The following is a 25,936-nucleotide window of genomic DNA, read 5'->3' as shown; positions in this document are numbered from 1 at the left end:
AGGAAATTTAGGCAAGATTAGTTAACTTTTGCTAAGATGATTTTTGTTGGTTTTGGCGATCGGCAAAACCAGCAACTTCAGCCAGCGTATAAAGCGGCCTGCCCTTCACTTCCTCGTAAATCCGCCCCACATACTGACCCAAAATCCCAATACTAACCAACTGCACCGCACCCAAAAAGAAAACCGCCATCATCACAATTGTCAAACCAGTTAATGGCGAACCTGGATAGAAAAGACGCCAATACAAAACCAAAAAAGCCATTAAAACAGATACAAATGCAGCAAATAATCCCAGATAAATCGAAAGTCGCAGAGGCACCTTTGAAAAAGACACTAAACCATTCATCGCCAAACTCAAAGATTTGCTAAAAGTATACTTAACATCGCCAGCAAAACGCGGATCTCGTTCAAACTTAACCGCAGTTTGTTTAAAACCAATCCAAGCCCGCAGTCCCCGAATGTAGCGATTGCGTTCTGGCATTGCGTTTAGTACCTCCACAACACACCGATCCATCAAACAAAAATCCCCTGTATCTATGGGAATATCAACATCAGCAAGATGGCGCAAAATCCTATAATACATATAAGCTGGCAAGCGCTTAAACCAACCTTCTTGACGGCGTTGAGTGCGTTGAGCGTAAACAACTTGATACCCGATCTGCCACTGTTCTACCATATCTAGAATTAGCTCTGGCGGATCTTGCAAATCGCCATCCATGATGACTACAACTTGACCGCTAGAAAAGTTTAACCCAGCAGTTACAGCTATTTGGTGACCGAAATTGCGCGCCAAACTGAGGTAACAAATTCGCGAGTCTTTTTCGTGCAAATCTCGCAGGATTTCCAGAGAGCGATCGCGACTGCCATCATTGATTAAAATTAATTCTACTGGGCCGTCCATTCGATCCATCACGGCACTAATTCGCCGGTATAATTCAGCGAGATTTTCTTCTTCGTTATAGATGGGAATTATCAAGGAATACTTAGGTAGATCGTTCATCTCAGTTGGTGTTGGAAAATCTGGTGTCAGCGGTTAAATCAAATAAATCAAAAGTTTATTTTTTCACAAACACGCTCAGCGGCTCCATCGACCATTTTTGTACGTAAGTCTGATTTTTGACTACCATCTCTTTTCCTTGTCTGCCGTCATTTTTTGTAGACTGGTAAATTATCGCACAAGGGATAAAACTTTTGTAAGGTTCCGAGTTAAGTTTTTGCTTGACAACAGGATCGATAGTAGAAATATGTTCAATCCGAGGTGCAGGTTTTCCAGGTTCTGGTAAAAATACCCACAAAGGATATTCCCAGGTACTTTTAGCCCAAAATGACAGTCCGATATTCGTGCAGTTTTGAGCTTTAACAAAATCTACTGCTGTATTGTAAGCATTCTCGATTTGAGGCCGACTTCTAAAGTAAAGATCGTGTCTGCTGCTATTAAAAATACTACTCTCTCCCAGGAGAGGTCTAAATTGGTTGTGAAACAGCCACGGTAGCGACATGACAATTAGAACCGCAGCTAGATAATTTGCAATTTTATGATTTGATGATTGCGATAGTGCCAATCCAAATAGTGGCGAAAATAATACAAATATTGATAGGTGGTGGCGGCTGTGCCAAGGTTGCAATTTGAGGAGAAGACACAGCAGTAAAAATGTCATTATTACAGCAATAAAATAAATTACTACTATTTTTGTTTTTTGCCACAGAGGATTTTTAAATATAAGTGTAATGGTGGCAAATATCAGTCCAAAGTGAATGGGATTGGTAGCTGTATTTTCATTAAATGAGGGTGTGGCGATCGCAAATACTTGTCCGGGAGGCCAAGTGATGCGCGCGTCGTTTGTCGCTACGCCCAGTATTCGGTGCAGCACGTTAATCACTCCCACAATCGCACCGTTAATTTTAGAAATCCTCGTACCCGCTTGCATACCTAAATTTCTAATGATATTTGACAGGAAAGTTGGGAGCGTAATTGCTTCTATTTTATATTCTTTTGTGAAACTTTCTGGCGCTCCGATCGCATAACCGAACAAATCATAATTTCGCCAAAAGTGACCGACATTCAAAACAAAAGTTACAGCAGCTATTATTAAAATTGGTTGCAGCATCTTTCGCCGAAAGCTTTTAATGCCTCCTACAATAAACCAAATAATAAAAGGCAAACAAAATATATATGCTGTCGTTTTTGTCAAGAGAGCTAGACCCAAACTCGCACCAATCTTGAAAGTATTAAATCCGGTGATTCCGGCGGAGAGTCCAGCTAAACCGCAGCTAACAAAACAAACCATCCAGAAACATACAGCATAATCGTTTTGAGTGCTAGAACCCTGGAGGATACCCATCGGTAAAGTCGCAGCAAAAACCGCAGCAAAAACTTGACCCCGCAGATTAGCGCCCAGTTGCTTCGCAATTAAAGAAACTGCGATCGCGCTACCCACCATACTCAACCACTGTACTAAATTAGCAAAGCGATCGCCCCCGCTTAAAATCTGAAAGTGCATAATCGCAAACTCAGCCCCAGGCGGGTGATACAACTGCGGCACGTAAGAAGTGGGATAATGCTCGACACTGCGGTTTTGCATCCAGTGAGCAACCCGACTCATGTGATAAGTCATAGAATCCCAATTGTTAGGCGGTGCAACTACAGCAATTAAACCAACCCCAGCAAAAATAAACAATACACCGCCTAGCAACCCGACTAATACACTAGAAAATTTCTCCTCTTGACTTTTCTCAAAAATTGGCTTGACAGGTTTAAATTTTAGATAAACCATCAAGCCGAGAATATTTGCTATCAACCACAGCCCGAACACCCACTCAAAAGTCAGCAACCGAAATAAACTGAAAATTTCAGTAGACAAAGCTACAATAACTCCCCAAACAATTGCTGCGGACAAAATAGCACTGCGCCAACACTTATCTATTTTCTGAAATATGAGAAACAAAATTCCCAGATCCACCACTGGAATCAAGCCGAATATATTTGTTATCATAGATTTAGATCGGGACTATAAGACGCTCAGGGCGGGAAGTTCAAAAACCAGGTATCCTCGTTAATTACTCGTCGTTTTTCCCCAATATTTCTAGTAGAAACCGGGTGGTTTTTGTAAGTCCTATAACCATTACCATCATAACCGAGAGATCAAAAAATCAATGACAAATTCTAACGCTCTTTGGCAAGCAAATCAAGACTTAAGCGCAGCTTGTCTGGAACATCCCTTTGTCAGAGGCATTGCTGACGGCAGCCTCCCCCAAAGTAGTTTTGCATATTACGTTGCACAAGACGCATTTTTTCTGGGAGCCTTCGCTCGCGCTTACAGTATCGCTGCCGCCAAAGCACCCGACTGGGAGGGATTTGAAATTCTTCACAATCTCGGCAGCGGTGTTTTAGAAGAATTGCATTTGCATCAAGGATATGCAGCCAAATGGGGTGTAAACTTGCAAGAAGCTACACCGGGAATTGCTACCCGCCGCTACACCGATTTTTTATTAGCAACAGCTTGGGGAAGCGATGTAGGTTTGACAGTAGCGGCGATGACTCCTTGCTTGCGGTTGTATGCTTTTTTGGGACAGCAGTTAGCTAAGCCTAATATACCAAAACACGCCTTGAGCGACTGGATTGTCACCTATAGCAGCCCTGAGTTTGAGATTTTAGCTTCACGGCTGGAAAGTTTGGTCGATCGCTATGCCGAATCTACACCGGAAGTAGAAGCAACCTATCGCTACGCTATGTTGTGCGAAAGAGACTTTTTTCAGGCAGCTTGGGAGGTAGAGTAAATTAAGTTTATTCAAGAGATGCTCTCCAACGATCACCCTAAGCTATCCACTCCCAATTAGCAAATCTCACGGAAACGTACAGCAGAAATATACCAAACAATCCCATCAACAACCAATAGGCGCGTTCAAAAATCAGCACACTTCTACTGATAGCATATATCGGCTGTCTAGGCTCGCATTACGATGGCGATCAGCACCCAAATTAGTAAGGAAAAAAGCAGAGAGAAGGCAACAGAAATTCATGAATAGTACAGAGGTACTGCTAATTTTAACGTCCGAGCTTATTGGGAATACCTTCGCAGCCGCCGGGAATAGTATCTCGCGACTTCGAGCCGCACCAAGCGCAGCAGTAGCGGCGCTGCTCGTCCGAAAGCCGCTTGACAGCGGTGAAATCAGCACGTTCAACCACAGCGCCGGTATATTCGCCCGTTTGATAGTTGGCAAATTCAGTGCGGCTGCGGGGAGATGCAATTTCTGCCGAGCCGTAAAATAATGTGGTGGCTCTCATGTCGGCGCGAGAGAGATTGGCGTCGTACAGGATAGCGCGCGAGAGGTTTGCTTTCACTAAATCGCACTTGCTGAGATTGGCCCGGACGAGGTTGGCTTCGCTCAACTCCGTCCACCGCAAATCGGTGCCAGCGAGGTCAGCACCCGCTAACATGACGTTTAAATCGATGACGCGGATGCCGTGATCTCTGTCTTCAGCGTAGCCGCCATCGCCGTCAAGGATGGGGCGGCCTAAAAGCCGATCGCGCTTCAGAGGAGTAACCAATCGAGACTGCGACAAAAACCGCAGAATTTTAGCCTTACCTTCAGCATCCACACTGCTCATAATTGCAGCCGTGCGGCCTTCGGCGATCGCCCTTTCCTGCGGCCAATCTTCCAAAAACCCTTGCTCGTCAAGGGCTAAATCGGAAACCCCTTGAAAATAAGCATCAATAGTTTGCTGTTGGGTAATGCGATTTTGCTGAATCGTCAAATCCTTCGAGATTACGTACTGGCGCCAAGCCACGTAAACGCCCAAAATTGCGATCAAAATTTGACCCAAAGCACCGATCAACTCGCCGAGAGCTCCGATCGCATCCCAGTTGATTTGGATGTTGCGGCTTCCCGGTTCAGTATTAGTACCGCTGAGCATCAGCAAACCAACAATCCCGGCTAACAGCCCGAAGCAAGAGACAATCAGGGTGCGCCAAGTCGGCGGAATTACCTGCACCCAGATTTTGCCCCAACTCGGCCACATCATCCGCAGCGATACCCCGATCGCACCGATGGCACCAATTAAGCCCAGCCAAATATTGTCATTAGCGAGTCCAAAAATCATCGCTGCGATCAACCCCAGCGTCAGCACCGAAGCCGATGTCTCAGCAGTCGTTTGTGCCGGCTGTTGTGGCAATAAAACCTTGCGGGTTGCAGGAGGTGGCGGCAGCGGTTTTTCCAGATCGGCGGTGGCGACGATTGCCGCTGGTTCTGGTGGCACAGTAGGGCTTACGCCGTTCAGACTTTCTACAGTCACGTTCGACTCAGGAGGATTGGGTTGAGAAGAGTTGGGTTCTGGTGTCATGCGTTGAGGCAAATTATAATTTTGGGCGATCGCTAAAACGATTTTAACTAACGAAGCACGATTCTAGATAGCATTACAATAGAAATATCGAGTAATTACACTCAAAGAGGTAACATAATATGACCCTGGTACTCCCCAATCTTCAAGAAAAACAAATGGGTCAAGTAATCACTACAATCACCGTCACGAATTTCATCGATCTAGTTATGGCCGAACGGGGATTCATTTCTACGGAGGAAGTTCGTTCTGCGGTGCTCGACAAAGTTCTTGTCGATACCGGAGCAACTCTACTTTCCTTGCCAGCTACCATTATTAGCCAACTAGGTTTAAGACAAGTAGGAGAAAGAGATGTAGAAACATCCGCTGGCATCAAAAAAGGTCGAATTTTTGCAGGCGCTCAAATTATTGTAGAAGGGAGAGAAGGTAGATTTGATTGTTTAGAATTGCCCGAAGGCGTTTCCACTGTTTTGCTGGGTGTGATTCCCATGGAAGAACTAGGACTAGAACCAGATTTGAAAAATCGACGGTTGCGAGTATTGCCGATGAACAATCAGCAAACATATCTAATGGCTTAGTTTAAAGGTTTGTAGTGAGGACTTTAGTCCTTTCTTGGATGCGGACTAAAGTCCTCACTACAAACCTTTTTATATGAAAGTTTTTAGCCTACACCTAGCGAGCCAAATAAGCCCTCACAAAATACACGCCAACCGTCGCAAATATCAAAAAAGTTATCCCGAAAACCAACTCTATACTAAACCTTTGAGCATTGCCCAAAGCCACAATAATTTGCTGCCGCACTATAAAAGCAAACAGCCAGCAAATCTCCGCTTTCAGCCAAACCAAAAGGCCTCGCCCCAAGAGATATTGCCGGCGCGCATTTTCCTGAGTAATCCGTACCGGATAGTTAAAAGTATGCGGATAGCGCGATACCGCAGTTAAAACCACAAAAATAATAGCAGCCAGTGCTGGCAGCATCCAGATTGTCACCTTGTCGCCCCAAGTATCAGGCTGCCCCCCCAAGCCGAAATGAATTGGAATGCGATCGGGCAAAACCCCCCAAAACTGTACGATCGGCAAAATCGACACTAAAATCGCGATCGCCCCCGCGAGCTCTACCGCCAGTAAAGCAGGCGAAAGCCCCAGAGAAATAACAGGTCGTTGGTTTGGTGCATTTCCAGTCATGGCTACTTAAAATTAGATTAATATTGAAAATAATAGTATTGGTTCCCATGTAATCCCCCAACAGCTTTCGTTGGGGGTTTCCAAACATCTCGCGAGGTTTTATGACGGTTCAGGTTTTGGTTGAAAAGAAAAAGCTAGAAAAACCGCCCCTAACAATACACACTTTAGGCGATCGCGTCCTGCGGCAGCCAGCAAAGCGCGTCAACAGCGTCGATGCAGAAATTCGGCAGCTAGCCCGAGAAATGCTGCAAACCATGTACAGTGCCGAAGGCATCGGTTTGGCAGCCCCCCAAGTCGGAGTACACAAACAAGTAATTGTCATCGACTGCGAACCGGACAATCCCGCCGCACCCCCATTGGTTTTGATCAACCCCACCATCAAAAGTAGCAGCGGCGATATCTGCCTCTTGCAAGAAGGGTGTTTAAGCATTCCGGGAGTCTATTTTGATGTCAAACGCCCAGAAGTCATTGAAGTGTCATTTCGCGACGAATTCGGCCGCCCGCAAACCCTGAAAGCGACTGAGTTACTGTCGAGAGTAATTCAGCACGAAATGGATCACCTCAACGGAGTGCTGTTTGTAGACAGAGTAGAAAACAAGCTGGCACTGAATGAAGAATTAGTCAAGAAGAAATTTTCGCCAAAGGCAGTAAAATCAGTATGATGGCAGGAACTCCCAAAAGTGGTTTATTGTTAGCTCTTTCGTGCATCACTGCGATCGCCGCAGTCGGCTCAATCTTTGAGCTGTCTTCGGGAGAAGCTCAACTCGGCAATTTAGTCACCGGCATCATCCTCGCCCTCAGCGTACCGCTCACAGGCATATTTTTCTATGCAGCGGTTCAGGATGCCAGAGCAAATTTATGATTAGTCATTAGTCCTGCCGTCATTAGTCATTAGTCAGTAGTTAGTTGTTCTTGGTTATTGGTTATTGGTGAGTTTGCCTGTATTACTTGTTGTTGATTTCTAGTTCTTGAGTGTTAGTGGTTAGTTGTTGATTGTTACGAATAACTAATAACTGCTCGCCGATCATCAATCACAAATAACTAATAATTAATAATTAATAACTAATAATTAATAACTAATAACTAATAACTAATAACTAATAACTAATGACTGATAACTAATGACTAATGACGGCAGGACTAATGAAATCGGATTTCTGCGACAAGTGCCCGCCCAAGGCGCTGCGTCCGGGCCAGCGTCCAAGTACCAACTTTCTGAATATGGGGAAGTGGCGATCGGGCGCGATCGCAATTGTCAAATAGCTTTAGAGTCGATCGCCCACGGCATGGTTTCCCGCCGCCACGCCGCAGTCCGTCCCTTAACTAAAAGCAGTTTTCCGCAATGGGAAATTTGCGACCTCAACAGCGCTAACGGAACTTATATCAACGGCCAAAAGCTCGAAGGCTGCCAAATTTTACTTTCAGGCGATCGCATCAGTCTCGGCGAAGACGGCCCAGAATTCATCTTTGAATCTCCCGCAACCCCTCACCCAACTAAACCCCGATACCCCGGACCAAAACCAGGCAATTTTGCTGTCAGTCAAAAAGACGCTCTCACTTTAACTCAATTATTCCCGATCGCCTCCACGGGCAAACAATTAAGCCAAAAAGCCTACTTATATCCAGGTATTGCCACAGTTATCTTTGTCGTGTCGCTGTTTGTCGCCGTCGGAAATTCCCCAGCATTCAACTTCCTGCTGTCAGCTTACATCGCCGGTGCCGCTTACTACTTCATATATCGACTGTGTGGCAAACACAAGCCTTGGTGGGTATTGCTTGGTACTGCTTTAGCTACAGTCCTGATTTTGCTCAGCCCCTTATTGATTGGATTTATATTAGTATTTAGAGAAATTTTGCCCGGTAGCTTGCCCGCAGAAGGCGAAGAAATCAGTTTTTTGCCTTTTTTAATCAGAATGTTCTTCGGGGCAGGCCTGATGGAAGAATTACTGAAAGCCCTGCCCATTTTGGGAGCGATGCTCCTGGGAAATTTGCTCAAAAATCCGTGGCGCGATCGCATCGGCGTTTGGGAACCTTTAGACGGAATTTTATTAGGAAGTGCTTCAGCAGTCAGCTTTACACTATTAGAAACCCTCGGACAGTACGTCCCCAATATCATCCAAAACGTCACCCTGCAAGCAGGGCCAGAAGTCGGACAATTAGTAGGATTGCAATTGCTCATTCCCCGGATCTTGGGTTCCGTCGCCGGGCACATGGCTTACAGCGGCTATTTCGGATATTTCATCGGTTTGAGCGCCCTCAAACCCAGGAAGCGCTGGCCAATTTTAGGCGTAGGTTATTTTAGCGCTTCCGCACTTCACGCTTTATGGAATGCGTCGGGAGCAGTCAGCGTACTTTTGCTGGCTTTGGTAGGAGTTTTGTCCTATGCGTTTTTGGTAGCCTCGATTTTAAAAGCTAGGGCTTTGTCTCCCAATCGATCGCAAAATTTTGCAACTCGAATATTTTCAGAAAAATGACTGCTGACTGCTGAGTTGCTGAGATAAATAGCGCCTCAAACCGCCATTTTTTTCTTGTGTTTTAACCAGCTTAAACCTGCCAATGCTAAAGCTGTACCTGTCGCAGTAATTGGTTCGGGAACAGGTTCAGCGGCGGTATCCACTAAGGTGTAAGAAACTTTGTCACCGTTGATAAATCTCCGAGCGTCTATGGCAAGAATACGCTCCCTGTTCCTAATTACTGTGCCAATAGACCCCTGGAAAGAAGAGGATGACCTTTTAATACCGTCGATAATAGCTCCGCCACTATATGTATACCAAGAGGCCCAGCTCTCATACTTGACATAAAAAGGCCCTCCTGGTACGTCTGGAAGGTCAACTTCTCCACTCGCTCCGTCGTTACCGCTTGCTAGAATTCCGATAAATTCCCCTTGGAGAAATACAACTGTAGACCCTACCAAATCGTAGTATTCTTTGCCTTGCTGTTGATAATTACTATTGGAAGGTGCTGTGAAACCATTTAATCTTCCTTCAGAAACTGCAAGTCTTTCATATTCTATTCCTGTCAGTAAGGAGTTACTAAACTTGAAAAAACCACGAACCCCTACAGTTTCCACTTCAAAATTGTAGGTAAGGACGGCAGCCTGTGCTTTTTCAACTCCTGCCAATGGCACCGCTGCACAACTTAAAATTGTGGTGGCGATCGCACTTCCCAATCTCTGTCTTTGTTGCAGATTCATAAAAAAACTCGGTAGATCATGAGAAAAGTGAGAAACTCAGAGTCTTTAGACCTGAGAGGAATCTGCTTCATCAGACTTCAATTAATTGAATTCGATTGCCGAAGGCGAGCGCACGTAACTATCCACATTCTTGACATAATGATCGACAGCAATTGCGCCTCAAGCTGCCATTTTTTTCTGGTGTTTTAACCAGCTTAAACCTGCCAATGCTAAAGCTGTCCCCGCAGCGGTGATTGGTTCGGGAACTGGTTGGGTATCTACTAGGGTGTAAGAAACCTCGGCACCGTTGATAATTCTACGTCCGTCTATGGCAAGAACACGCTCCCTGTTGCTAACTATTGTCTCACGATACCCCGAGAAATAAGATCTCCACATATCAGGACTGCTCACCCCGCTGGTACCCAGAGACCAAAATGCCCTGCTGTCATATTTGACGTAAAAAGGCCCTCCTGGTACATCGGGAAGGTCAATTTCTCTAATCTCTCCGTCGCTTCCGCCTGTTTGCAGTCCGCGAAAATCCCCTTGAAAAAATGAAGCTATAGCCCCTGCTAAATCGTAGTAGTTTTTTGAGGCAGAGGCCGTGGCAAAAGTGTCAAATCTTCCCTCGGAAACTGCAATTTGTTCAGATCCTATTCCTGTCAGTGAGGAATTACTCAACTTAAAAAAACCCCTACCTCCACCCTGTTGCACTTCAAAATTGTAGGTGAGGACGGCAGCTTGTACTTGGTCAACTCCTGCCACTGACACCGCTGCCAAACTTAAAATTGTGCTGGCGATCGCTCGAACGAATCTCTGCCTTTGTTTTTGATTCATGGTCGGCCTCATTAGATTTGACCTAAATGTAGTTTATTCTAGAGAGCGATCGCCAGTAAGTAGGCGCATTCTTAACATAAATTCTTTTTAATTCAAACATTGCCAAATGTCAACACCCGAACTCCTACGGATGCGCGACCTGTAAATTTTGTATTATTTATTACTTTTCAACTATTACTTTTTGGGCAAAACAAGAGAAATGTTTGATCGTCCCGGAAAAATATGCCGACGGGTTTGTGTTGTCGCGATGTTGCGGGCGATTCACGCTCGGGATAGCTACGCTTCACGCGTTTTAGGATCATATTTGATTGATTTTGTCAATACGCAATTCCCAGAAATTTGAGCGGGTTTTTTCTGCTGCCTGCCGAATGCTGTCGGCCGAATGCTATCTGCCGTCTGCCTTCTGCTTTCTTCAGTCTGCCTGATTCCTTCTTGCTTCTCTTAGAAATTCTTCACAAATAGTTTGACTGTGGTACTATCTGGATGGCTGTGAGTAGCTTAGGGAAGCCAACGGGCTTGATTCCTGTGGTGGAGGAGAATCCAGGAGTGCTAGATAGGATGTCATTGGGATACGCAAACGTTTTCGCCCACCGAGGTCAACCCGAACCCCTCCGCATTGGGGTCATTGGAGTTGGCAATATGGGCCAGCACCACACGCGAGTTCTGAGCTTGCTGAAAGATATCGAACTCGTGGGTGTTGCAGACATAAATGTAGAGCGGGGAATTGATGTAGCAAGCAAATACCGGGTTCGCTTCTTTGAAGACTACCGGGATTTGCTGGCCCACGTAGATGCAGTTTGCGTCGCCGTTCCAACTCGCCTGCACCACCCTGTGGGGATGTCTTGTCTCCAAGCAGGGGTTCACGTTTTAATTGAAAAGCCGATCGCGGCTAGCATTGCTGAAGCCGAATCTTTGGTCAATGCGGCTGCTGACGCCCACCGGATTTTACAAGTGGGTCACATCGAGCGCTTCAATCCAGCTTTTCAGGAACTCGGCAAAGTGCTGAAAACTGAAGAGCTACTGGCATTGGAAGCTCACCGGATGAGTCCCTATTCCGATCGGGCTAACGACGTATCGGTAGTTTTGGATTTAATGATCCACGACATCGACTTGCTCCTGGAATTGGCAGATTCCTCAGTGGTGAAGCTGACAGCCAGCGGCAGCAGGGCCTCAGATTCAGGTTATTTAGACTACGTGACAGCGACGCTGAACTTTGCTAACGGCATTGTCGCCACTCTGACAGCCAGCAAGGTGACGCACCGCAAACTTCGTTCAATCGCCGCTCACTGCAAGAATTCTTTGACAGAGGCAGATTTTCTCAACAACGAAATCTTGATTCACCGACAAACAACCGCCAATTATGTGACGGATTACGGTCAGGTGCTTTACCGTCAAGATGGGTTGATCGAGAAAGTTTACACCAGCAATATTGAACCGCTCCACGCAGAATTGGAGCATTTTATTAATTGCGTGCGGGGTGGAAATCAGCCTTCTGTGGGAGGAGAACAAGCTCTCAAAGCTCTGCGGCTTGCGAGTTCGATCGAGCAAATGGCTCTCGACGGTCAAGCTTGGTATCCGAAAGAGCTAGAGCCTACTTTGCAAGTTAGCTAAATCTAGACAAATCGTGTCGTTTCCGGGTGCTTCTACAGTTTGGGTTTGTTGTTGGCTGTTCTAGGGTAACTGTTCGGGCGCAACCGGATTCGATGTCAGTTGATTTGAGATTTGAGATGACTCCACATTTGATCTTGGGGGATTAAACTGTCGATTAGAGATTTGAGACTGCGGCGCGAGACTGCGGTGCTCACGCTCACGCCCTGACGATTTGAGGTTTGAGATTGACTCCACATTTGAGCTTGGGGGATTAAACTGTCGATTAGAGATTTGAGATTGACTCCACAGATGAATCTAGGGGCTTGAACTAAGGTTTAAACTTTTTTACTCTCCCCAACCTAAGTCGGGAACAAGTATCTATCTTTGGGTGAAGTCACGATTTAGGCAAAAAAAGAGCGACTATTTGACGGCTGATGGTTTTGCTAACTAGCTGATTTCCTTGAGGACTGAGGTGAATGCTGTCTCTATACAAAGTTGAAATTTGAGCCTCATAATTGAAAATGGGAAGAAAATCTATGTAAGTAATTTTCTCACGTTCGACGAGTTCGGCGAGACGCTCTCTAGCCTTGACTTCCCAGTCGCGAGGGCCCTCGCCTAATTCATGGCGCTTGGGCGTCACGGCTAGCAAAAACTCGACGTTGGCGGATACAGCTATTTTCTGGATTTGGCTAATAGCTTCTAAGTTGCAGCCGACTACATCGCTTTCGGCTGCTGGTGCGGCTAATTGGGGAGCCGGCACAGTTGGTAGCAGGTAGCGGCTCAATAACTCTAGTGTCGCCGATCGAGGTTGGCGATCGGGATAAGATCGATCGCGCCCCACAACTTGTGAACAAGGAGCCGATGCAAACAAATCGTCCGTATTCAGCAGCAACACCAAAACCTTTGCCCCAAAAACACCAAACCGCTTGGCATAAGCAAGTTGATTCCTCGGCCCCCAAGAATTGGCTGAGGCGTTGAGAACTTCAAAATCCGAATAATTGACTTTGGCACCTGATTGTGCATCGCTCGCCAGATGCTGTACTTGCAGCCTCAACTGCCGAACCATAATTTCCGAGATCGTATCTGTCTGATCTGTCCACCAACCGCCATTGGCGACAGAATCTCCCAACAGCAAGACGCGCAGAGTTTCGGGTTTGGGACTAGGGGCGATCGCTTTACTACGCATCGAATACTGATTAATCTCGATCCGGTTGGCCAAGCGGCGCACCCTCTGGTTGGGTGCCAACAAATAGCCGCACTCGGCATCGGCAATATAAATCAAGGGATTGCCAAAACCCAGCAGCACCCGCAGCAGCACTTCGATTGCTGCCCACAATCCGGAGGTGAGGGCCAAAACGATCAGAACAACTTTCAACTATTAACCTCGATCGAAAACGGATACTTGCTTGAAGACAGGAGTCGGGGAGATGCCAAAATTTTAGACCAAAGTTAAAGCTCCCAGATTCATGTGTGGCGTAAATCCAAAGTTCGATCCGCCAACAGAGTTAATCTCATATAGAGAATGGAAAATCCACACTTCAAGCTCCCAGACTCCAATGCTGCAAGTAAATCTCAAATCTCAAATCGAAAAATGGAAAATCTCAAATCGACTGTAGAGAATGGAAAATCCACACTTCAAGCTCCCAGACTCCAATGCTGCAAGTAAATCTCAAATCTCAAATTTAAAATCTCAAATCGACTAACTGCTGCTAAATTCCGTCTTTTACCGACAGTCCCTGCACAATTGAGTCATCCGAATAGCCCGTGTGGATATAGAATTCTAGAATATACCGTCAAAATCCGCCGTCAGCCGTCAGTGAACTTGGTGGTTTCAGGAAAATCCGTGGACTTAAAACAAATATTCAAAACGCCGAATCCCATAATCGGTGTCGTACATTTACAGCCTTTGCCAACTTCTCCCCGCTGGGGCGGGAACCTCAAAGCTATTATCGGAAGAGCCGAGCAAGAGGCTACAGCGCTGGCTTCTGGCGGCGCAAACGGTATCATAGTCGAGAACTTTTTCGACGCTCCCTTTGCCAAAGACAGCGTAGATCCGGCTGTGGTAAGTGCCATGACTCTGGTAGTCGAGAGGCTAACAAATCTGGTGACGCTGCCGATCGGCATTAACGTGCTGCGAAACGACGCCCACAGCGCGATCGCCATCGCCTCCTGCACGGGTGCTCAATTCATCCGCGTCAACGTCCTCAACGGCATCATGGCTACAGACCAAGGCTTAATTGAAGGCCAAGCACACCAGCTACTTCGCTACCGCCGGGAATTGGGCAGCGATGTCAAAATATTAGCAGATGTGCTAGTCAAGCACGGGCGACCCCTGGGCAGCCCCAACTTAACCACAGCCGTCCAAGAGACGATCGGGCGCGCCTTAGCCGACGCCGTAATCCTTTCTGGCTGGACAACCGGCAGCCCTCCCAATCTCGAAGACTTAGAACTCGCGAGTGCAGCAGCGGGGGAAATTCCAGTTTTGATCGGCAGCGGCGCCTCCTGGGAGAACATTTCCACCCTCATGCAAGCGGCCGATGGTGTAATTGTTTCGAGCTCCCTGAAGCGAAATGGCCGCATCGAGCAGCCGATCGATCCGATCCGCGTCAGTCAGTTTGTCGAAGCCGCCCGCCGCAGCTTCTCCCAGAAAGAGCTTGAACAGCAAAACACAGACACGAATGGCTCAAGAGGGCCAACACCGGAACCAGGCAAAGTCGGAAGTAAAACGTAAAATGGGTAATTGGTAATTTGGAAAAAGGTAATGAACATTAATGTCAACTTAAGGCTGGAACCATTGAAAAACGTCGCTTTTGTCCGATGCCAGAGCCCCCTCGCATCAAGAAAGGTTGTAGGGGGACGAAAGACAAGATTCTTGTCCCCCCCTTTGTTAGGGGAGTAGGGGTCGAGTAGGGGGTTCTTCCTTCGGGGGGATCTGGCCTTAGTCGCCAAACAGCAGTCTCTGACTACGTTTGAGCTGGTTGTTGACAGTAATGGTAATTGGTGATTGGTCATTGGTAATAGCTGACAACTAAAAGCTAACAGTGAAAAAAAGCACCAATTACCAATTAGCAATTACCACTTAGCAATTACCAATTCCTAATTCCCAATTACCAATTCCCAATTACCAATTCCCAATTACCAATTCCCAATTCCCAATTCCCAATTCCCAACTACCAACTACTAAATCAAAAAATGATTCGCCGACGTTCAACCCCTTGGATTCATCGCTGGTCTAGGACTGCGATCGCAGCCATCGCAGCCATCGGCGTCGTAGAAACGGCCTATCTGACGATCGCTAAATTCACGACAGGCTCAGTCATTTGTCCCACCAGCGGCTGCGACAAAGTTCTCAACAGTCCCTACGCTACAGTTTTTGACACAGTGCCTTTAAGTTTATTAGGTTGTGTGGCTTACCTGAGCATCGCAATTTTGGCATTAGCTCCCAAATCCGTCAATCCAGACACCAATAAAGGTCTGCACTCTCAACTAGAAAATCAAACTTGGCAAGCGCTATTTATCATCACCGCTGCGATGGTAATTTTCAGCAGCTATTTGATGTATTTGATGGCTTTTGAAATTAAGGAACTGTGCATTTACTGCATCAGTTCCGCCGTATTTGCGCTGTCGCTGTTTGTGCTGGTGCTAGTCGGCCGCGAGTGGGAAGATATCGGACAGTTGGTGTTTACAGGTATTTTGGTAATGATGGTAAGTTCGATCGGCGCCTTGGGACTGTATAACAGCGTCAGCTCACCTGCTCCTTTTGTTTCTTCTACCCCCGGAATTCTACCCCCAGCCGTCACTACAACCTCCGGGCCGGCACAACTTGCTTTAGCCCGCCACCTCCGACAAATCGGCGCTAAAGAATACGGTGCTTACTGGTGTCCCCACTGCTACGACCAAAAAATGCTGTTCGGCAAAGAAGCAGCCAAAATAATTGATTATTTTGAATGCGATCCCAGGGGTCAAAATTCCCGCGCTGAAATTTGCCAAGCTGCTGCTGCGAATGTTAAAGGTTTCCCGACTTGGGAGATTAAAGGTCAATTTTATTCGGGGACGCAAACTCTGGATAAACTCGCTGAGTTATCCGGTTACACTGGCCCGCGCAACTTTCAAAACTGACAGCAAAGTTTGAGATTTTAGATGGCAGATTTGAGATTTTGTTTTTCCCAGGAAACATCTTGGTTTTTAACGGGAGCATCTCTTTCCGAGAGCAAAAAGCGTTTGATAGGAGTGCGAGCATGAACTCGATCGCAGCACAGCTTATATACAACATATAGCGGTCCCGCTCGCACTCCTATAAAAGCCAAACTGAGATGCTCCATTTTTAACTTAGTCGATCGTTGTCTCGTGCTGCGAAATAAATCTAAAATCTGCCATAGACTTCTTGCAAAAATAACTAGGAACGGGCTATAAGAGCCCGTTCCACATTTTTTTTCTGTGGAACGGGCTATAAGAGCCAGTTTCAAAATTTGATTAAAAGGACTTTTGCAAGAGATCTAATCTAGAATCAATAAAAAATTAGTAAAAATTAGTTAGATCGTGTCCGGTCGATTACCATCACAAAAACGGTTTGTAGTGCCCTCTTGGGTACTCCGTCTGAGAGCGGACTTTCGGGCGCACTACGAACTTTACTTATTGCGGTCAATCCACCGGACATGATATTAGATCGAAAACGTTTAAAACAAGTTGTGGGTATTTAGTATTATCTATGCGAATAAATACTAAGAATTTTATACAAAAACTCAAGCAGCCCGGTTTCTACTGCCAAACTCATTGTTGAAATGACATATTGGGGTTGAGAAACCCGGTTTCTGTTGTTGCAGCCCGATCGCCCGCACCGAAAAACCAAAAAATTGGATAATCTCGAATCGAAAATCTCAAATCCACCGATCGCCCGCACCGCAAAACCCCAAAAATTGGATAATCTCAAATCTTCAATGCGAAAATCCACCCGATCGCCCGGAGATGTAAAAGCTATATGTAGTAGTAGCTTAGATGCTCTTCAGGCGAGGCCCAAATCCCCAAAATATGCTAAAAACTATCAAAAAATGGCTCGATCGAGAACGGCGAGTATTGATTACTGCGAGTGCCGTTGGCGTTACGGTGATTGTACTGCGCTGGTTCGGATTTTTGCAGGTGTGGGAATGGGCTGCTTTCGATCGCTTTGTACGCTGGCGGCCCGCCGAACCAATTGACTCGCGCATCGTTATTGTAGAAATTAAGGAAGCTGACTTGCAAAAATACGGCTACCCAATTTCGGATGCTGTATTGGCCCAATTGCTGCAAAAATTGCACGCTGCTTCGCCGCGGGCGATCGGCCTCGACGTTTACCGAGATTTGCCGACTCAACCGGGTAACGCCGAATTGCTCAAAACTTTTAAAACTATTCCCAACTTAATTGGCATTGAGTTGATGCCAGACGAAACCAGGATCGGAGTTCGCCCGCCTCCGGTACTCAAAAAGCTCGATCGAATCGGTTTCAACAACGTTGTCATCGACGCTGACGGTAAAGTGCGCCGAGCTTTGTTATACTCTTGGCCTGGAGACGGCAAAACCCATGAAAGTTTCGCGCTGAGAATGGCTTTGCTTTACCTGGAGCGCGAAGGGATTTCCCCTGAACCAGCCACAGTCAATCCTAAATACTTGCAGTTAGGCAAGGGGGTGTTTCGGCGTTTTAAGCCGAATGATGGTGCTTACGTGCGATCGGACAGCCGCGGCTATCAAATTCTCGCCAACCTGCGCGGCCCGCGAGGCAGTTTCCGCACTGCATCAATTAGCGACGTGCTTTCTGGCAAAGTACCGGCTGATTTTGTGCGATCGCGCGCTGTCTTGATCGGCTCAACTGCACCCAGCCTCAAAGACTTTCACCAAAACGCTTACAGCTCCGGTTTGTTTGCTCCTCCCCAACAAATACCCGGAGTCGAGCTTCAGGCTCATTTCTTGAGCCAAATTTTGAGTGCGGCCCTCGACGGGCGCGGTGGTATCAAAGTCTGGCCCGAGGCTGCGGAGTTGCTGTGGATTTTACTGTGGTCTTGGACGGGAGCCTGTGTGAGCTGGAACTTGCGATCGCTCGGGCGATCGGCTTGGTGTTTGTCAAGTATCTGCATCGGTCTGAGTGCCAGTTTATACATAGCCTGTTTGGCAGGTTGGTGGCTGCCGTTAATTCCTCCAATTCTCAGTCTTGTTGGTTCAGGCGCCGCAGTTGTGGCTTATCTGGCTCACTTACAAGAAGAATTAAAACGGTCTAAAGAATTTTTACAATGGCTAATTGATACAATTCCCGACCCGATTTTTGTCAAAGATAGAAATCATCGCTGGGTTGTTTTGAATCAGGCATATTGTCGGTTTATCGGCCATCCTTTAGAAAATTTAATCTGCCGCACAGATTACGATTTATTTCCCCAAGCCGAAGCCGATATATTTTGGCAAGAAGACGAATTAGTATTGCAAACTTACCAACAACGAGAAAATGAAGAATTTTTTACCGACTCTTATGGATTTACCCATCTAATTTCAACGAAAAGATCCCTACACAAAGATGCTGCTGGCAACCTATTTTTAGTCGGAGCGATCAGAGATATGACGGAGCGCAAACGCCTGGAAGAAGCCCTCAAGCAAAAAAATGCTGAACTCAGCCACCAAGCCTATCACGATGCTCTCACCGGTTTGCCCAACCGCAAAATGTTTCACGAATCCTTGCATCTGTCCCTAGAAAGAGCTTCCAGCAATCAGGAATTGGTAGCTTTACTGTTTTTAGATTTAGATGGATTTAAGTCAATCAATGATACTCTCGGACACCATGCGGGCGATTTGCTCTTAAAAACAGTTGCCAGTCGGCTCAAAAAATGCTTGCGCGGCAGCGATACTATCTCGCGGTTGGGTGGCGACGAGTTCACAGTCATTCTGCCCGCAATTCCCGGTCCCGAGGAAGCTGCAAAAGTAGCTGAAAAAATTTGCGACGCCATCATGCAGCCTTTTATTTTAGAAGAACATACAGTTTCTGTAACTACAAGTATTGGCATTAGTTTGTATCCAATTGACGGTCAAGAGTCCGATATTTTAGTCAAGAATGCCGATGCTGCGATGTATCGTGCTAAGGAAGGCGGAAAAAATCAATATAAATTTTCTTAACAAAGAAGGAAGAAGGAAAAAGTAAGAAGGAAGAAGGAAGAAAATCAAGGGTTTCAGCAATTAATACCATTTTTCCAAAATTCTGCAAAGCCGTAGCGTCCGGGTGCGTCGCACGAGAACAATTCGGGTGCATTTCACGCCAGATCTCGCTCTTCGTCGCACCTTACACATTGGGCGGACGAAACAAACTCAACAATTCTAGTGTAGCAAGCTTTTTTCTGGCATGGTATAACAACGTCCTAATCCAATACGGTTCATTTAAGAGATTCCAACAGAAAAAACCCATGAAAAATAGATACGGAGATTGCTTCGTTCCTCTCGAAGGACAATCTGCGAGTGAACCGTATTGCGTCCTAATCGTCTTGGCTTTTGCCATACCAGTTTAAAAAAAATAATGCAACTGCTTTGCCCGTGCTGCCAACTTTTATGGAATAGTCCTGGACGCAGAAGAGATCCCCCAATCCCCTTCTTAAGGGGGCTTTTCAGATTCCCCCCTTTTTAAGGGGGGCTAGGGGGGATCGGGGTTTCAAGCTTCAAGTGCGTCCAGGACTATGGAAGAAGTCATTCCTCATTCTTCCATCTCAATTTACGATTCAAAAATCGTTTAATCTGTCATCTGTCATTAGATAGAATTACCAAAAATATGAAACTGAGGACAGCAAATTGCCCTCTCATCTAAATGTTAAAAAATATTAAAAAAATGAGATTAGTTTCAAAAAAGAATGCAACGGCAGGCCCGCGCTCCAAATCCTTATGCCGTAAGTCATTACCCTCGAAAATCGCCCATCAAAAATCGAAAATTGTAGATACAGGAGACCAAATTAAAATCGCCAAAAAGCCTTGATTTAAAAAGGTTTACGTAAACTTACAAAAATTAATTAAAGGAAATGTAAAGAGACCCGTGGAAATACGCAAATTGATAGATATAATAGGTGATACGGACGTGCATACACTGCGGTGATTTGAATAAGGCTGTGAATACTATGCGTACTTTGATTCAGCTCACAACAACGGCAACCCTGACTCTCTGCCTGCAAGTGAATACGATCGGCATTGCAAATGCTGCTAGACTTGCCAGCAACTCAACCAGCAACTCAGCAAAAGACCGTAGCTTGCGGGGCGGGACGCCATCGACCTCCACCGTTTTGAAAGTGGCGCCAACCTCTCAGATTCCAAATAACCCAAAAAAATACGAACCAGAGTCCAACGGGAATCCCAAAAGTGACGGTACAGGAACGCGCTGAACCCAATTTTTCAATATTCTATGGGCCCAGATTTGTACCAATTCGATTGGTGAATTAAAGTGTGACTGCACCAATCCCGATCGGTGAGTGGATAATCCAGCCGGTAGTGACCGCCGCGACTTTCCGTGCGAAACGCAGCACTTTTGAGAATTAAGTAGCCAATATCCAATAAATTGCCAACTTCCCCCCAATTTCGCAAAACCGAGCTATTCTCCGCATCAGCAGGCGAAAAATCGATCGTTTGTCCGGGCTGCAAATTGAGCAAAGCTTGACTCAAAGCCAAAGAGGCAAATTCTTGCCGCCACATCTCAACTTGGACGATCGCACTTTCGAGATCCCGTTGTCCCCGGCAAATTCCCGCACTCTGCCACACCAAACTCGGCAACTCTACCCGCAACTTGTCGATCGCCTCAATATCCTGTTGTGAAATCGATTTTTCCAAGATTTCCCCTGCATCTTTCTCCTCTGGTAATGCTTCGGACTTTTCACCTTCTACCTGCAAAAGTCCCATCTGCGCGCCAAACACCAGACATTCCAGCAGCGAATTGCTCGCCAACCTGTTAGCGCCGTGCACCCCCGTGCTCGCAGTTTCTCCCACCGCGTACAAACCCGGAATCGAAGTTTGGTTGAACTTGTCAGCCACAATCCCTCCCATCCAGTAATGGGCGGCGGGCGTCACCGGCACCGGTTGGGAAAAAACATCAATTCCCCAATCAGCGCACACTTGAATAATATTCGGAAACCTGTAGCGCAGTCGATCGACTGCAATCGGGCGCAAATCCAGCCAAACATGAGGTTCCCCCGTCTTCTGCAAGTGGCGGAAAATAGCGCGGCTGACAACATCGCGAGGGGCGAGTTCCCCGCTGGGGTGAGAGTCAAAAGCAAAGCGATATCCCTTGCTGTCAACCAAATGAGCTCCTTCTCCCCGCACCGCTTCGCTAATCAGAAACCGCGGCGCGCCCGCTTTACTCAGCGCTGTCGGGTGAAATTGTACAAATTCTAAATCTCGCAGCAGCGCCCCGGCGCGCCACGCAATTGCCACCCCGTCTCCGGTACTTACCGACGGGTTGGTTGTTTGAGCAAAAACTTGTCCGCCGCCGCCTGTCGCCAGCACTACGGCCTCTGCCCGCAGCCATTTGACCCGGGAGTCGCAAATCGAGCTAATGCCCTGACAGCGCCCGGTTTCGTCCAACCACAGACTCAAAGCAAAGGCTGGGGATACGAGTTGAATGTTTTTGCGGCTCAATACTTTTGCTGTGAGGGTACTGACAACCGCTTTCCCTGTGGTGTCGGCGGAGTGGAGCACTCGGCGGCGGGAGTGGGCGGCTTCTAGGGTGAGGGCTAAATCTGGGCCGGTGCGATCGAATGCAACGCCCATTTTTACCAGGGAGTCTATGCAAGCAGCAGCTTCTTCGACTAAAAATTGCACTGCTTCCAAATCGCAAAGACCTGCTCCCGCAGCCAGTGTATCCTGAACGTGCAGCGCTGCGGAATCTTCTGGGGCGATCGCCGCAGCAATCCCTCCTTGAGCCCAATCGCTGGCAGAAACAGGCAAGATATTTTTATTGATCAAGCCTACGTGCAAATGTTCTGGGAGGCAAAGTGCAGTGTACAAACCGGCTGCGCCAGCACCTATCACCAATACGTCAAATTTGTCAGTCATAAGTCTGCCGATTTTAGATTTTAGATTTTAGATTTTAGATTTTAGAATTGACTCCACAGACCAATATTGAGGTTTGAACTGTCTATTTTTGATTTAATAATTTAATATTTTAATAACTAAATAATTTACTCCACACATTAATCTGGAACTTCAACTAATGTCTAAAATTTTTTGCTCTTCACAACATCGGAGCCTTGTATCCGTCTTTGGGTGCGATCCTTTTTCAAGGCATTCGGCATTCATCAGCCGGAGCCGAACCCAGAACCCAGAAGCCAGAAGGCATAATTCATGAATTAACAAAAAATTATTTCTGACTAATGACTAATGACTAATGACTAATGACTAATGCTATCCGTCTTTGGGTGCGATCCTTTTTCAAGGCATTCGGCCTTCATCAGCCGGAGCCATAAGCCATAAGCCATAAGCCATAAGCCATAAGCCATAAGCCATAAGCCATAAGCCATAAGCCATAAGCCATAATTCATGAATTAACAAAAAATTAGTTCTGACTAATGACTAATGACTAATGACTCATGACTCATGACTCATGACTAATGACTCATGACTAATGACTCATGACTAATGACTCATGACTAATGACTCATGACTTCAAAAGAGACCCGCTGCTCTCTAGTCGTAGAGACCGTTATTCAACCGGGTGTCTCCTTCAATAAAGACTGATTCGACATCAGTTACGGTAAATTTGTCCATGTTAGCTTGCAGCACCTTTTTCTGAGCTTCGGTCAAGCCTGAAATGTTGAGTACGTCCTCAACTTTTTCGTAAGGAGCATTCTTAATAATTTGTCCAGCTAAAGTGGGATACAGCCCTCGAAATTCCCGAAAGTCCCGGACGGCGCTGTTGTTCAAATCAAGTTTTTTGCCGTACTCTGTGGCAAGCTTGTCATCGGCGCGATTGGTTCTAGCCGGAGCTTCAACCGCTATGAGCGAGGATGATGGCAAGACGATACGGCTCAAGCTCGCCGCGATCGCGCTCATGTCTCCAGCCCATGCAAAGCAGCCCAGCACTAAGCCCAATACTGCCAATAGACGACCCAATCGTTTCATGAAGTTTTGTCTCCCAATTTCATACACAGCATTTATGTAGAGACTACCATTTTGCTTATGCAGTTTGTCAGATAAATCCGCAGCAGGCAAAGGACTGTTAACAAAATTTACATCTAAGCATTGACATTACGGGCAACATATGCTATTTGCAGAAGTAGGGGCGATCGGTTACTTTTTGCTCCGCACCCTATTTTCTACCTAAGCTGTTGCGCATTTAAATTGTGTGTCAAGAATCAATCACACCATGAGTGGGGTGGGCACGCGAGCCCGCGCCGAATATGCAATTTAAAAGCAGAACAGCTTATCGAGAACTCTTTCCTTTCGTTTTCAGAAAAGCGTTCAAGTCAGCATAAGTACCGCCGTAAGTCACGCTGGGAGTGTCGTAACCCTTCAAAGCAACGGTGTGCTGCTCAAAAGCGTCTTGGGCGCCCAATACCGTAAGGTATTTGTAGGTAGTTACTCCTACGGCGATATCCTTGCCGAGTTGCTTGGTGCAAGACTCTAGGCGAAATGCTGCGTTGACAGTATCTCCCAAGGCCGTGTAGTCCGATCGATCGCTGCTGCCGGAATTTCCCACCATTGCATAACCGGTATTGATTCCAGCCCCGACTCGCAAAGGAAAAGGCAGGGGATAGCGGCTGCTGAGTTCGTCTGTTGCCTTGTGCAGTTCGCTCAAAGCTTGGCAAATCTGCATCATTTCCTCAGTGCTAACGCCGTCGGGTTTGTGGAACCAGACAGCCATAATCGCATCGCCGATGTATTTGTCCACCCAACTGCCGTGTTCGCGAATGATGTGTCCTGCTTTGCGGAACCAATTCCCGATCACTTCCGAAAGCAGGGTTTCGTCTAGCTGTCTGGTCAACACTGTAAAGTCTCGGATGTCCATTACCATGACGCTGATCAGGCTGCGTACAGTCAAAGTCGCCGTAAAATCTTCCGAGTCTGTGTCGTGTATGCGATCGAGCCTGCGGCCTGCTGTTGGGTTATGGAAGTCCAACTCGGTTTGACCGAAAATAATCCGATCGCCATTTCTGAGCGTCACAGGAATACTCACCCGCCGCCCGTTGACAAAGGAACCATTGCGGCTTCCCAAGTCGATCAGGTAAAACTCTCCGGTCTCCATTTGCTGTAACATCGCGTGATTGCGGGAAATCCAGCGATCTGTCAATACAAAATTATTGTCATCATTCCGCCCTACTGTCCAGCAATTGCTGCCGGAGAGCGGCAAGTAGCGATTGCCGCTTTCTGTACGAAGTAACAAATGTGGATTGGCTTGCAAAGTCACCACAGCCCTAGAAACAACATCAAGTCAACCGATTTGAGGTTTTCAACTTTAAATTTTAACTGTACTGCGCGGCTTATAACTGAGATTGCTGTTGACATACTCCGGGCGCGCAAACGCGCGGGGATTCTGGATTCAAACAGAAACGGCAGACTTCGCCCGTCTTACGTTTCCTAGCCGAATAGACAATGCCCTGCCTCTCAAAAAAATTCTACCATAAAGCCGTCAAGCTGATGACTGGGCTTTCAACCCAGTTTTTCGGTAAAAAATCTCAAATTGGCTGCTCTAAAATCTCAAATTGTTTAGTCGATCCTCGATGCACCGAACCCCTATAGGATTGCCCAACCACAATTCGATCGCCAGCGCTGCGGTAGTTATGGTTCGATCTTAAGCGAAAGTGTCATATTTTTCACGCCACAGATGTATCTGGGGAATTAAATTTGCTGCTTTTTGCCCAAAATATAACTTAGTTTATGCTTCTGTGGCCCCGAAAAAACTGGAAAATGGCTCTCGTGCTCCGAGTGTTGTTAAACACTAAGGTATCTTTAAGATTTGTTGCTTAACTTCCGATTTTTGAAGAGATCGACAAAGCCTTTTCCTCGCTGCGGCGCTCAATCAATTAGAAACACAAGAATTTTATGTTATCGAAGAGAATTTTGCCTTGTCTGGATGTGAAAGCCGGCCGCGTAGTCAAGGGTGTCAATTTTGTCAACCTTAAGGATGCTGGCGATCCGGTAGAAATGGCTCAGGTATACAATGATGCGGGTGCTGATGAGTTGGTGTTTCTGGACATTACGGCGACGCACGAAGACCGGAACATTATGATTGATGTGGTGTACCGGACTGCCGATCGAGTATTTATCCCTTTGACTGTGGGCGGCGGTATTCAATCCTTGGACACCATTAAAAGTTTGTTGAGGGCGGGCGCTGATAAAGTCAGCATTAATTCGGCGGCGGTGCGCGATCCGAGTTTGATTGACAAAGCGAGCGATCGATTTGGCAATCAGTGCATTGTATTGGCTATAGATGCCCGCAAACGCCAAGATGCCGATAATCCCGGTTGGGATGTCTACGTGCGCGGAGGGCGAGAAAATACTGGAAAAGATGCGATCGTCTGGGCCAAGGAAGCCGAAAAGCGCGGCGCCGGCGAAATTCTAGTGACAAGCATGGACTCTGACGGCACTCAAGCCGGTTACGACTTATCATTAACCCGCAGCATCGCCGAAGTTGTAGAAATTCCCGTGATTGCTTCCGGTGGCGCCGGCAACTGTCACCACATCTACGAAGCCGTGACGGAAGGCAAAGCAGAAGCAGCCTTGCTGGCTTCCCTGCTGCATTACGGGCAACTTAGCGTCGGAGAAATTAAGACTTATCTAGCAAAATGTCAAGTTCCCGTGCGGCAGCAGTAATTCCGTTGTCAGTTGTCAACATC

General features: G+C 46.7%; 22 protein-coding genes. 11 read left to right on the top strand and 11 right to left on the bottom strand.

The annotated features are described in order from the left end of the window. Nucleotides 1–31: 31 nt before the first annotated feature. Together QUB64_RS00200 and QUB64_RS00195 are read right to left on the bottom strand one after the other, a co-directional pair. Complete coding sequence (locus QUB64_RS00200) at nt 32–1,000, bottom strand: glycosyltransferase family 2 protein (RefSeq protein ID WP_333270711.1); 969 nt, start codon at nt 998–1,000, stop codon at nt 32–34. A gap of 55 nt (nt 1,001–1,055) precedes the next feature. Continuing rightward, nucleotides 1,056–2,993, bottom strand: coding sequence for an ArnT family glycosyltransferase (locus tag QUB64_RS00195; RefSeq protein WP_333270708.1), 1,938 nt, complete (start codon nt 2,991–2,993; stop codon nt 1,056–1,058). Nucleotides 2,994–3,153: 160 nt separating this feature from the next. Between QUB64_RS00195 and QUB64_RS00190 the strand changes: the two genes are divergently transcribed. Beyond that, on the top strand, nt 3,154–3,777 hold the full coding sequence (locus QUB64_RS00190; RefSeq protein WP_333270706.1) for a TenA family protein: 624 nt from the start codon (nt 3,154–3,156) through the stop codon (nt 3,775–3,777). A gap of 268 nt (nt 3,778–4,045) precedes the next feature. Here QUB64_RS00190 and QUB64_RS00185 read toward each other — a convergent pair whose 3' ends face one another. After that, complete coding sequence (locus QUB64_RS00185) at nt 4,046–5,341, bottom strand: pentapeptide repeat-containing protein (RefSeq protein ID WP_333270937.1); 1,296 nt, start codon at nt 5,339–5,341, stop codon at nt 4,046–4,048. Nucleotides 5,342–5,460: 119 nt separating this feature from the next. Between QUB64_RS00185 and QUB64_RS00180 the strand changes: the two genes are divergently transcribed. Then, complete coding sequence (locus QUB64_RS00180) at nt 5,461–5,916, top strand: aspartyl protease family protein (RefSeq protein WP_333270703.1); 456 nt, start codon at nt 5,461–5,463, stop codon at nt 5,914–5,916. A 94-nt stretch (nt 5,917–6,010) separates the two neighbouring features. Here QUB64_RS00180 and QUB64_RS00175 read toward each other — a convergent pair whose 3' ends face one another. Then, nucleotides 6,011–6,523, bottom strand: a complete 513-nt coding sequence (locus QUB64_RS00175; RefSeq protein WP_333270700.1) for a DUF1648 domain-containing protein — start codon at nt 6,521–6,523, stop codon at nt 6,011–6,013. 101 nt (nt 6,524–6,624) lie between these two features. Here QUB64_RS00175 and def point away from each other — a divergent pair, with 101 nt between their 5' ends. The 3 genes from def to QUB64_RS00160 all read left to right on the top strand — a co-directional run bounded on the left by def (nt 6,625) and on the right by QUB64_RS00160 (nt 8,997). Next, a complete protein-coding gene (gene def, locus QUB64_RS00170; RefSeq protein WP_333270698.1) occupies nt 6,625–7,185 on the top strand; it encodes a peptide deformylase in 561 nt (186 codons plus the stop codon). Next, nucleotides 7,185–7,385 (top strand): hypothetical protein, encoded by a 201-nt coding sequence (locus QUB64_RS00165; RefSeq protein ID WP_199292547.1) that lies wholly within the window; start codon nt 7,185–7,187, stop codon nt 7,383–7,385. The genes def and QUB64_RS00165 overlap by 1 nt, the downstream gene beginning before the upstream one ends. A gap of 259 nt (nt 7,386–7,644) precedes the next feature. Then, on the top strand, nt 7,645–8,997 hold the full coding sequence (locus QUB64_RS00160; protein ID WP_333270696.1) for a PrsW family glutamic-type intramembrane protease: 1,353 nt from the start codon (nt 7,645–7,647) through the stop codon (nt 8,995–8,997). A 35-nt stretch (nt 8,998–9,032) separates the two neighbouring features. On the opposite strand, the gene QUB64_RS00155 is transcribed toward QUB64_RS00160, so the two are convergent. Together QUB64_RS00155 and QUB64_RS00150 are read right to left on the bottom strand one after the other, a co-directional pair. After that, nucleotides 9,033–9,716, bottom strand: a complete 684-nt coding sequence (locus QUB64_RS00155) for a hypothetical protein (RefSeq protein WP_333270694.1) — start codon at nt 9,714–9,716, stop codon at nt 9,033–9,035. A gap of 159 nt (nt 9,717–9,875) precedes the next feature. Continuing rightward, nucleotides 9,876–10,529: a PEP-CTERM sorting domain-containing protein gene (locus QUB64_RS00150; RefSeq protein ID WP_333270691.1), complete on the bottom strand. Its 654-nt coding sequence runs from the start codon at nt 10,527–10,529 to the stop codon at nt 9,876–9,878. 558 nt (nt 10,530–11,087) lie between these two features. On the opposite strand from QUB64_RS00150, the gene QUB64_RS00145 reads away from it, so the two are divergent. After that, nucleotides 11,088–12,140, top strand: a complete 1,053-nt coding sequence (locus QUB64_RS00145) for a Gfo/Idh/MocA family oxidoreductase (RefSeq protein WP_333270934.1) — start codon at nt 11,088–11,090, stop codon at nt 12,138–12,140. Nucleotides 12,141–12,513: 373 nt separating this feature from the next. Here the strand turns inward: QUB64_RS00145 and QUB64_RS00140 are convergent, their stop codons facing one another. Then, nucleotides 12,514–13,494: an SGNH/GDSL hydrolase family protein gene (locus QUB64_RS00140; RefSeq protein ID WP_333270689.1), complete on the bottom strand. Its 981-nt coding sequence runs from the start codon at nt 13,492–13,494 to the stop codon at nt 12,514–12,516. 468 nt (nt 13,495–13,962) lie between these two features. On the opposite strand from QUB64_RS00140, the gene btpA reads away from it, so the two are divergent. Continuing rightward, the gene (btpA, locus tag QUB64_RS00135; RefSeq protein WP_333270686.1) at nt 13,963–14,850 is read left to right on the top strand and encodes a photosystem I biogenesis protein BtpA; all 888 of its coding nucleotides are present in this window, start codon (nt 13,963–13,965) and stop codon (nt 14,848–14,850) included. Between the two features lie 461 nt (nt 14,851–15,311). Next, nucleotides 15,312–16,238, top strand: a complete 927-nt coding sequence (locus QUB64_RS00130; RefSeq protein ID WP_333270683.1) for a vitamin K epoxide reductase family protein — start codon at nt 15,312–15,314, stop codon at nt 16,236–16,238. Between the two features lie 17 nt (nt 16,239–16,255). Here the strand turns inward: QUB64_RS00130 and QUB64_RS00125 are convergent, their stop codons facing one another. Then, nucleotides 16,256–16,441 carry a hypothetical protein gene (locus QUB64_RS00125; protein ID WP_333270680.1) on the bottom strand — a complete coding sequence of 62 codons (186 nt, stop codon included), beginning with the start codon at nt 16,439–16,441 and terminating at the stop codon, nt 16,256–16,258. A 673-nt stretch (nt 16,442–17,114) separates the two neighbouring features. Here QUB64_RS00125 and QUB64_RS00120 point away from each other — a divergent pair. Together QUB64_RS00120 and QUB64_RS00115 are read left to right on the top strand one after the other, a co-directional pair. Continuing rightward, complete coding sequence (locus QUB64_RS00120; RefSeq protein ID WP_442921615.1) at nt 17,115–19,250, top strand: CHASE2 domain-containing protein; 2,136 nt, start codon at nt 17,115–17,117, stop codon at nt 19,248–19,250. 974 nt (nt 19,251–20,224) lie between these two features. Beyond that, on the top strand, nt 20,225–20,494 hold the full coding sequence (locus QUB64_RS00115; protein WP_333270675.1) for a hypothetical protein: 270 nt from the start codon (nt 20,225–20,227) through the stop codon (nt 20,492–20,494). 10 nt (nt 20,495–20,504) lie between these two features. Here the strand turns inward: QUB64_RS00115 and nadB are convergent, their stop codons facing one another. The 3 genes from nadB to QUB64_RS00100 all read right to left on the bottom strand — a co-directional run bounded on the left by nadB (nt 20,505) and on the right by QUB64_RS00100 (nt 24,510). Then, complete coding sequence (nadB, locus tag QUB64_RS00110; RefSeq protein ID WP_333270673.1) at nt 20,505–22,157, bottom strand: L-aspartate oxidase; 1,653 nt, start codon at nt 22,155–22,157, stop codon at nt 20,505–20,507. 630 nt (nt 22,158–22,787) lie between these two features. Further along, nucleotides 22,788–23,222: a photosystem II complex extrinsic protein PsbU gene (gene psbU / locus QUB64_RS00105; protein WP_333270669.1), complete on the bottom strand. Its 435-nt coding sequence runs from the start codon at nt 23,220–23,222 to the stop codon at nt 22,788–22,790. 301 nt (nt 23,223–23,523) lie between these two features. Next, nucleotides 23,524–24,510, bottom strand: coding sequence for an adenylate/guanylate cyclase domain-containing protein (locus tag QUB64_RS00100; protein ID WP_333270667.1), 987 nt, complete (start codon nt 24,508–24,510; stop codon nt 23,524–23,526). A 632-nt stretch (nt 24,511–25,142) separates the two neighbouring features. Between QUB64_RS00100 and hisF the strand changes: the two genes are divergently transcribed. Then, nucleotides 25,143–25,913, top strand: a complete 771-nt coding sequence (gene hisF, locus QUB64_RS00095) for an imidazole glycerol phosphate synthase subunit HisF (RefSeq protein ID WP_333270664.1) — start codon at nt 25,143–25,145, stop codon at nt 25,911–25,913. Nucleotides 25,914–25,936: the final 23 nt, after the last annotated feature.

The organism is Microcoleus sp. Aus8_D2 (assembly GCF_036702665.1).
Lineage (GTDB): Bacteria > Cyanobacteriota > Cyanobacteriia > Cyanobacteriales > Microcoleaceae > Microcoleus.
This window is presented reverse-complemented; position numbering and strand designations above follow the sequence as displayed.

What these genes read in the sequence shown, in the direction of transcription:
- QUB64_RS00200 (WP_333270711.1), bottom strand. Translation starts at nt 1,000, where the DNA reads ATGAACGATCTACCTAAGTATTCCTTGATAATTCCCATCTATAACGAA.
- QUB64_RS00195 (WP_333270708.1), bottom strand. Translation starts at nt 2,993, where the DNA reads ATGATAACAAATATATTCGGCTTGATTCCAGTGGTGGATCTGGGAATT.
- QUB64_RS00190 (WP_333270706.1), top strand. Translation starts at nt 3,154, where the DNA reads ATGACAAATTCTAACGCTCTTTGGCAAGCAAATCAAGACTTAAGCGCA.
- QUB64_RS00185 (WP_333270937.1), bottom strand. Translation starts at nt 5,341, where the DNA reads ATGACACCAGAACCCAACTCTTCTCAACCCAATCCTCCTGAGTCGAAC.
- QUB64_RS00180 (WP_333270703.1), top strand. Translation starts at nt 5,461, where the DNA reads ATGACCCTGGTACTCCCCAATCTTCAAGAAAAACAAATGGGTCAAGTA.
- QUB64_RS00175 (WP_333270700.1), bottom strand. Translation starts at nt 6,523, where the DNA reads ATGACTGGAAATGCACCAAACCAACGACCTGTTATTTCTCTGGGGCTT.
- def (WP_333270698.1), top strand. Translation starts at nt 6,625, where the DNA reads ATGACGGTTCAGGTTTTGGTTGAAAAGAAAAAGCTAGAAAAACCGCCC.
- QUB64_RS00165 (WP_199292547.1), top strand. Translation starts at nt 7,185, where the DNA reads ATGGCAGGAACTCCCAAAAGTGGTTTATTGTTAGCTCTTTCGTGCATC.
- QUB64_RS00160 (WP_333270696.1), top strand. Translation starts at nt 7,645, where the DNA reads ATGACTAATGACGGCAGGACTAATGAAATCGGATTTCTGCGACAAGTG.
- QUB64_RS00155 (WP_333270694.1), bottom strand. Translation starts at nt 9,716, where the DNA reads ATGAATCTGCAACAAAGACAGAGATTGGGAAGTGCGATCGCCACCACA.
- QUB64_RS00150 (WP_333270691.1), bottom strand. Translation starts at nt 10,529, where the DNA reads ATGAATCAAAAACAAAGGCAGAGATTCGTTCGAGCGATCGCCAGCACA.
- QUB64_RS00145 (WP_333270934.1), top strand. Translation starts at nt 11,088, where the DNA reads ATGTCATTGGGATACGCAAACGTTTTCGCCCACCGAGGTCAACCCGAA.
- QUB64_RS00130 (WP_333270683.1), top strand. Translation starts at nt 15,312, where the DNA reads ATGATTCGCCGACGTTCAACCCCTTGGATTCATCGCTGGTCTAGGACT.
- QUB64_RS00125 (WP_333270680.1), bottom strand. Translation starts at nt 16,441, where the DNA reads ATGGAGCATCTCAGTTTGGCTTTTATAGGAGTGCGAGCGGGACCGCTA.
- QUB64_RS00120 (WP_442921615.1), top strand. Translation starts at nt 17,115, where the DNA reads ATGCTCTTCAGGCGAGGCCCAAATCCCCAAAATATGCTAAAAACTATC.
- nadB (WP_333270673.1), bottom strand. Translation starts at nt 22,157, where the DNA reads ATGACTGACAAATTTGACGTATTGGTGATAGGTGCTGGCGCAGCCGGT.
- psbU (WP_333270669.1), bottom strand. Translation starts at nt 23,222, where the DNA reads ATGAAACGATTGGGTCGTCTATTGGCAGTATTGGGCTTAGTGCTGGGC.
- hisF (WP_333270664.1), top strand. Translation starts at nt 25,143, where the DNA reads ATGTTATCGAAGAGAATTTTGCCTTGTCTGGATGTGAAAGCCGGCCGC.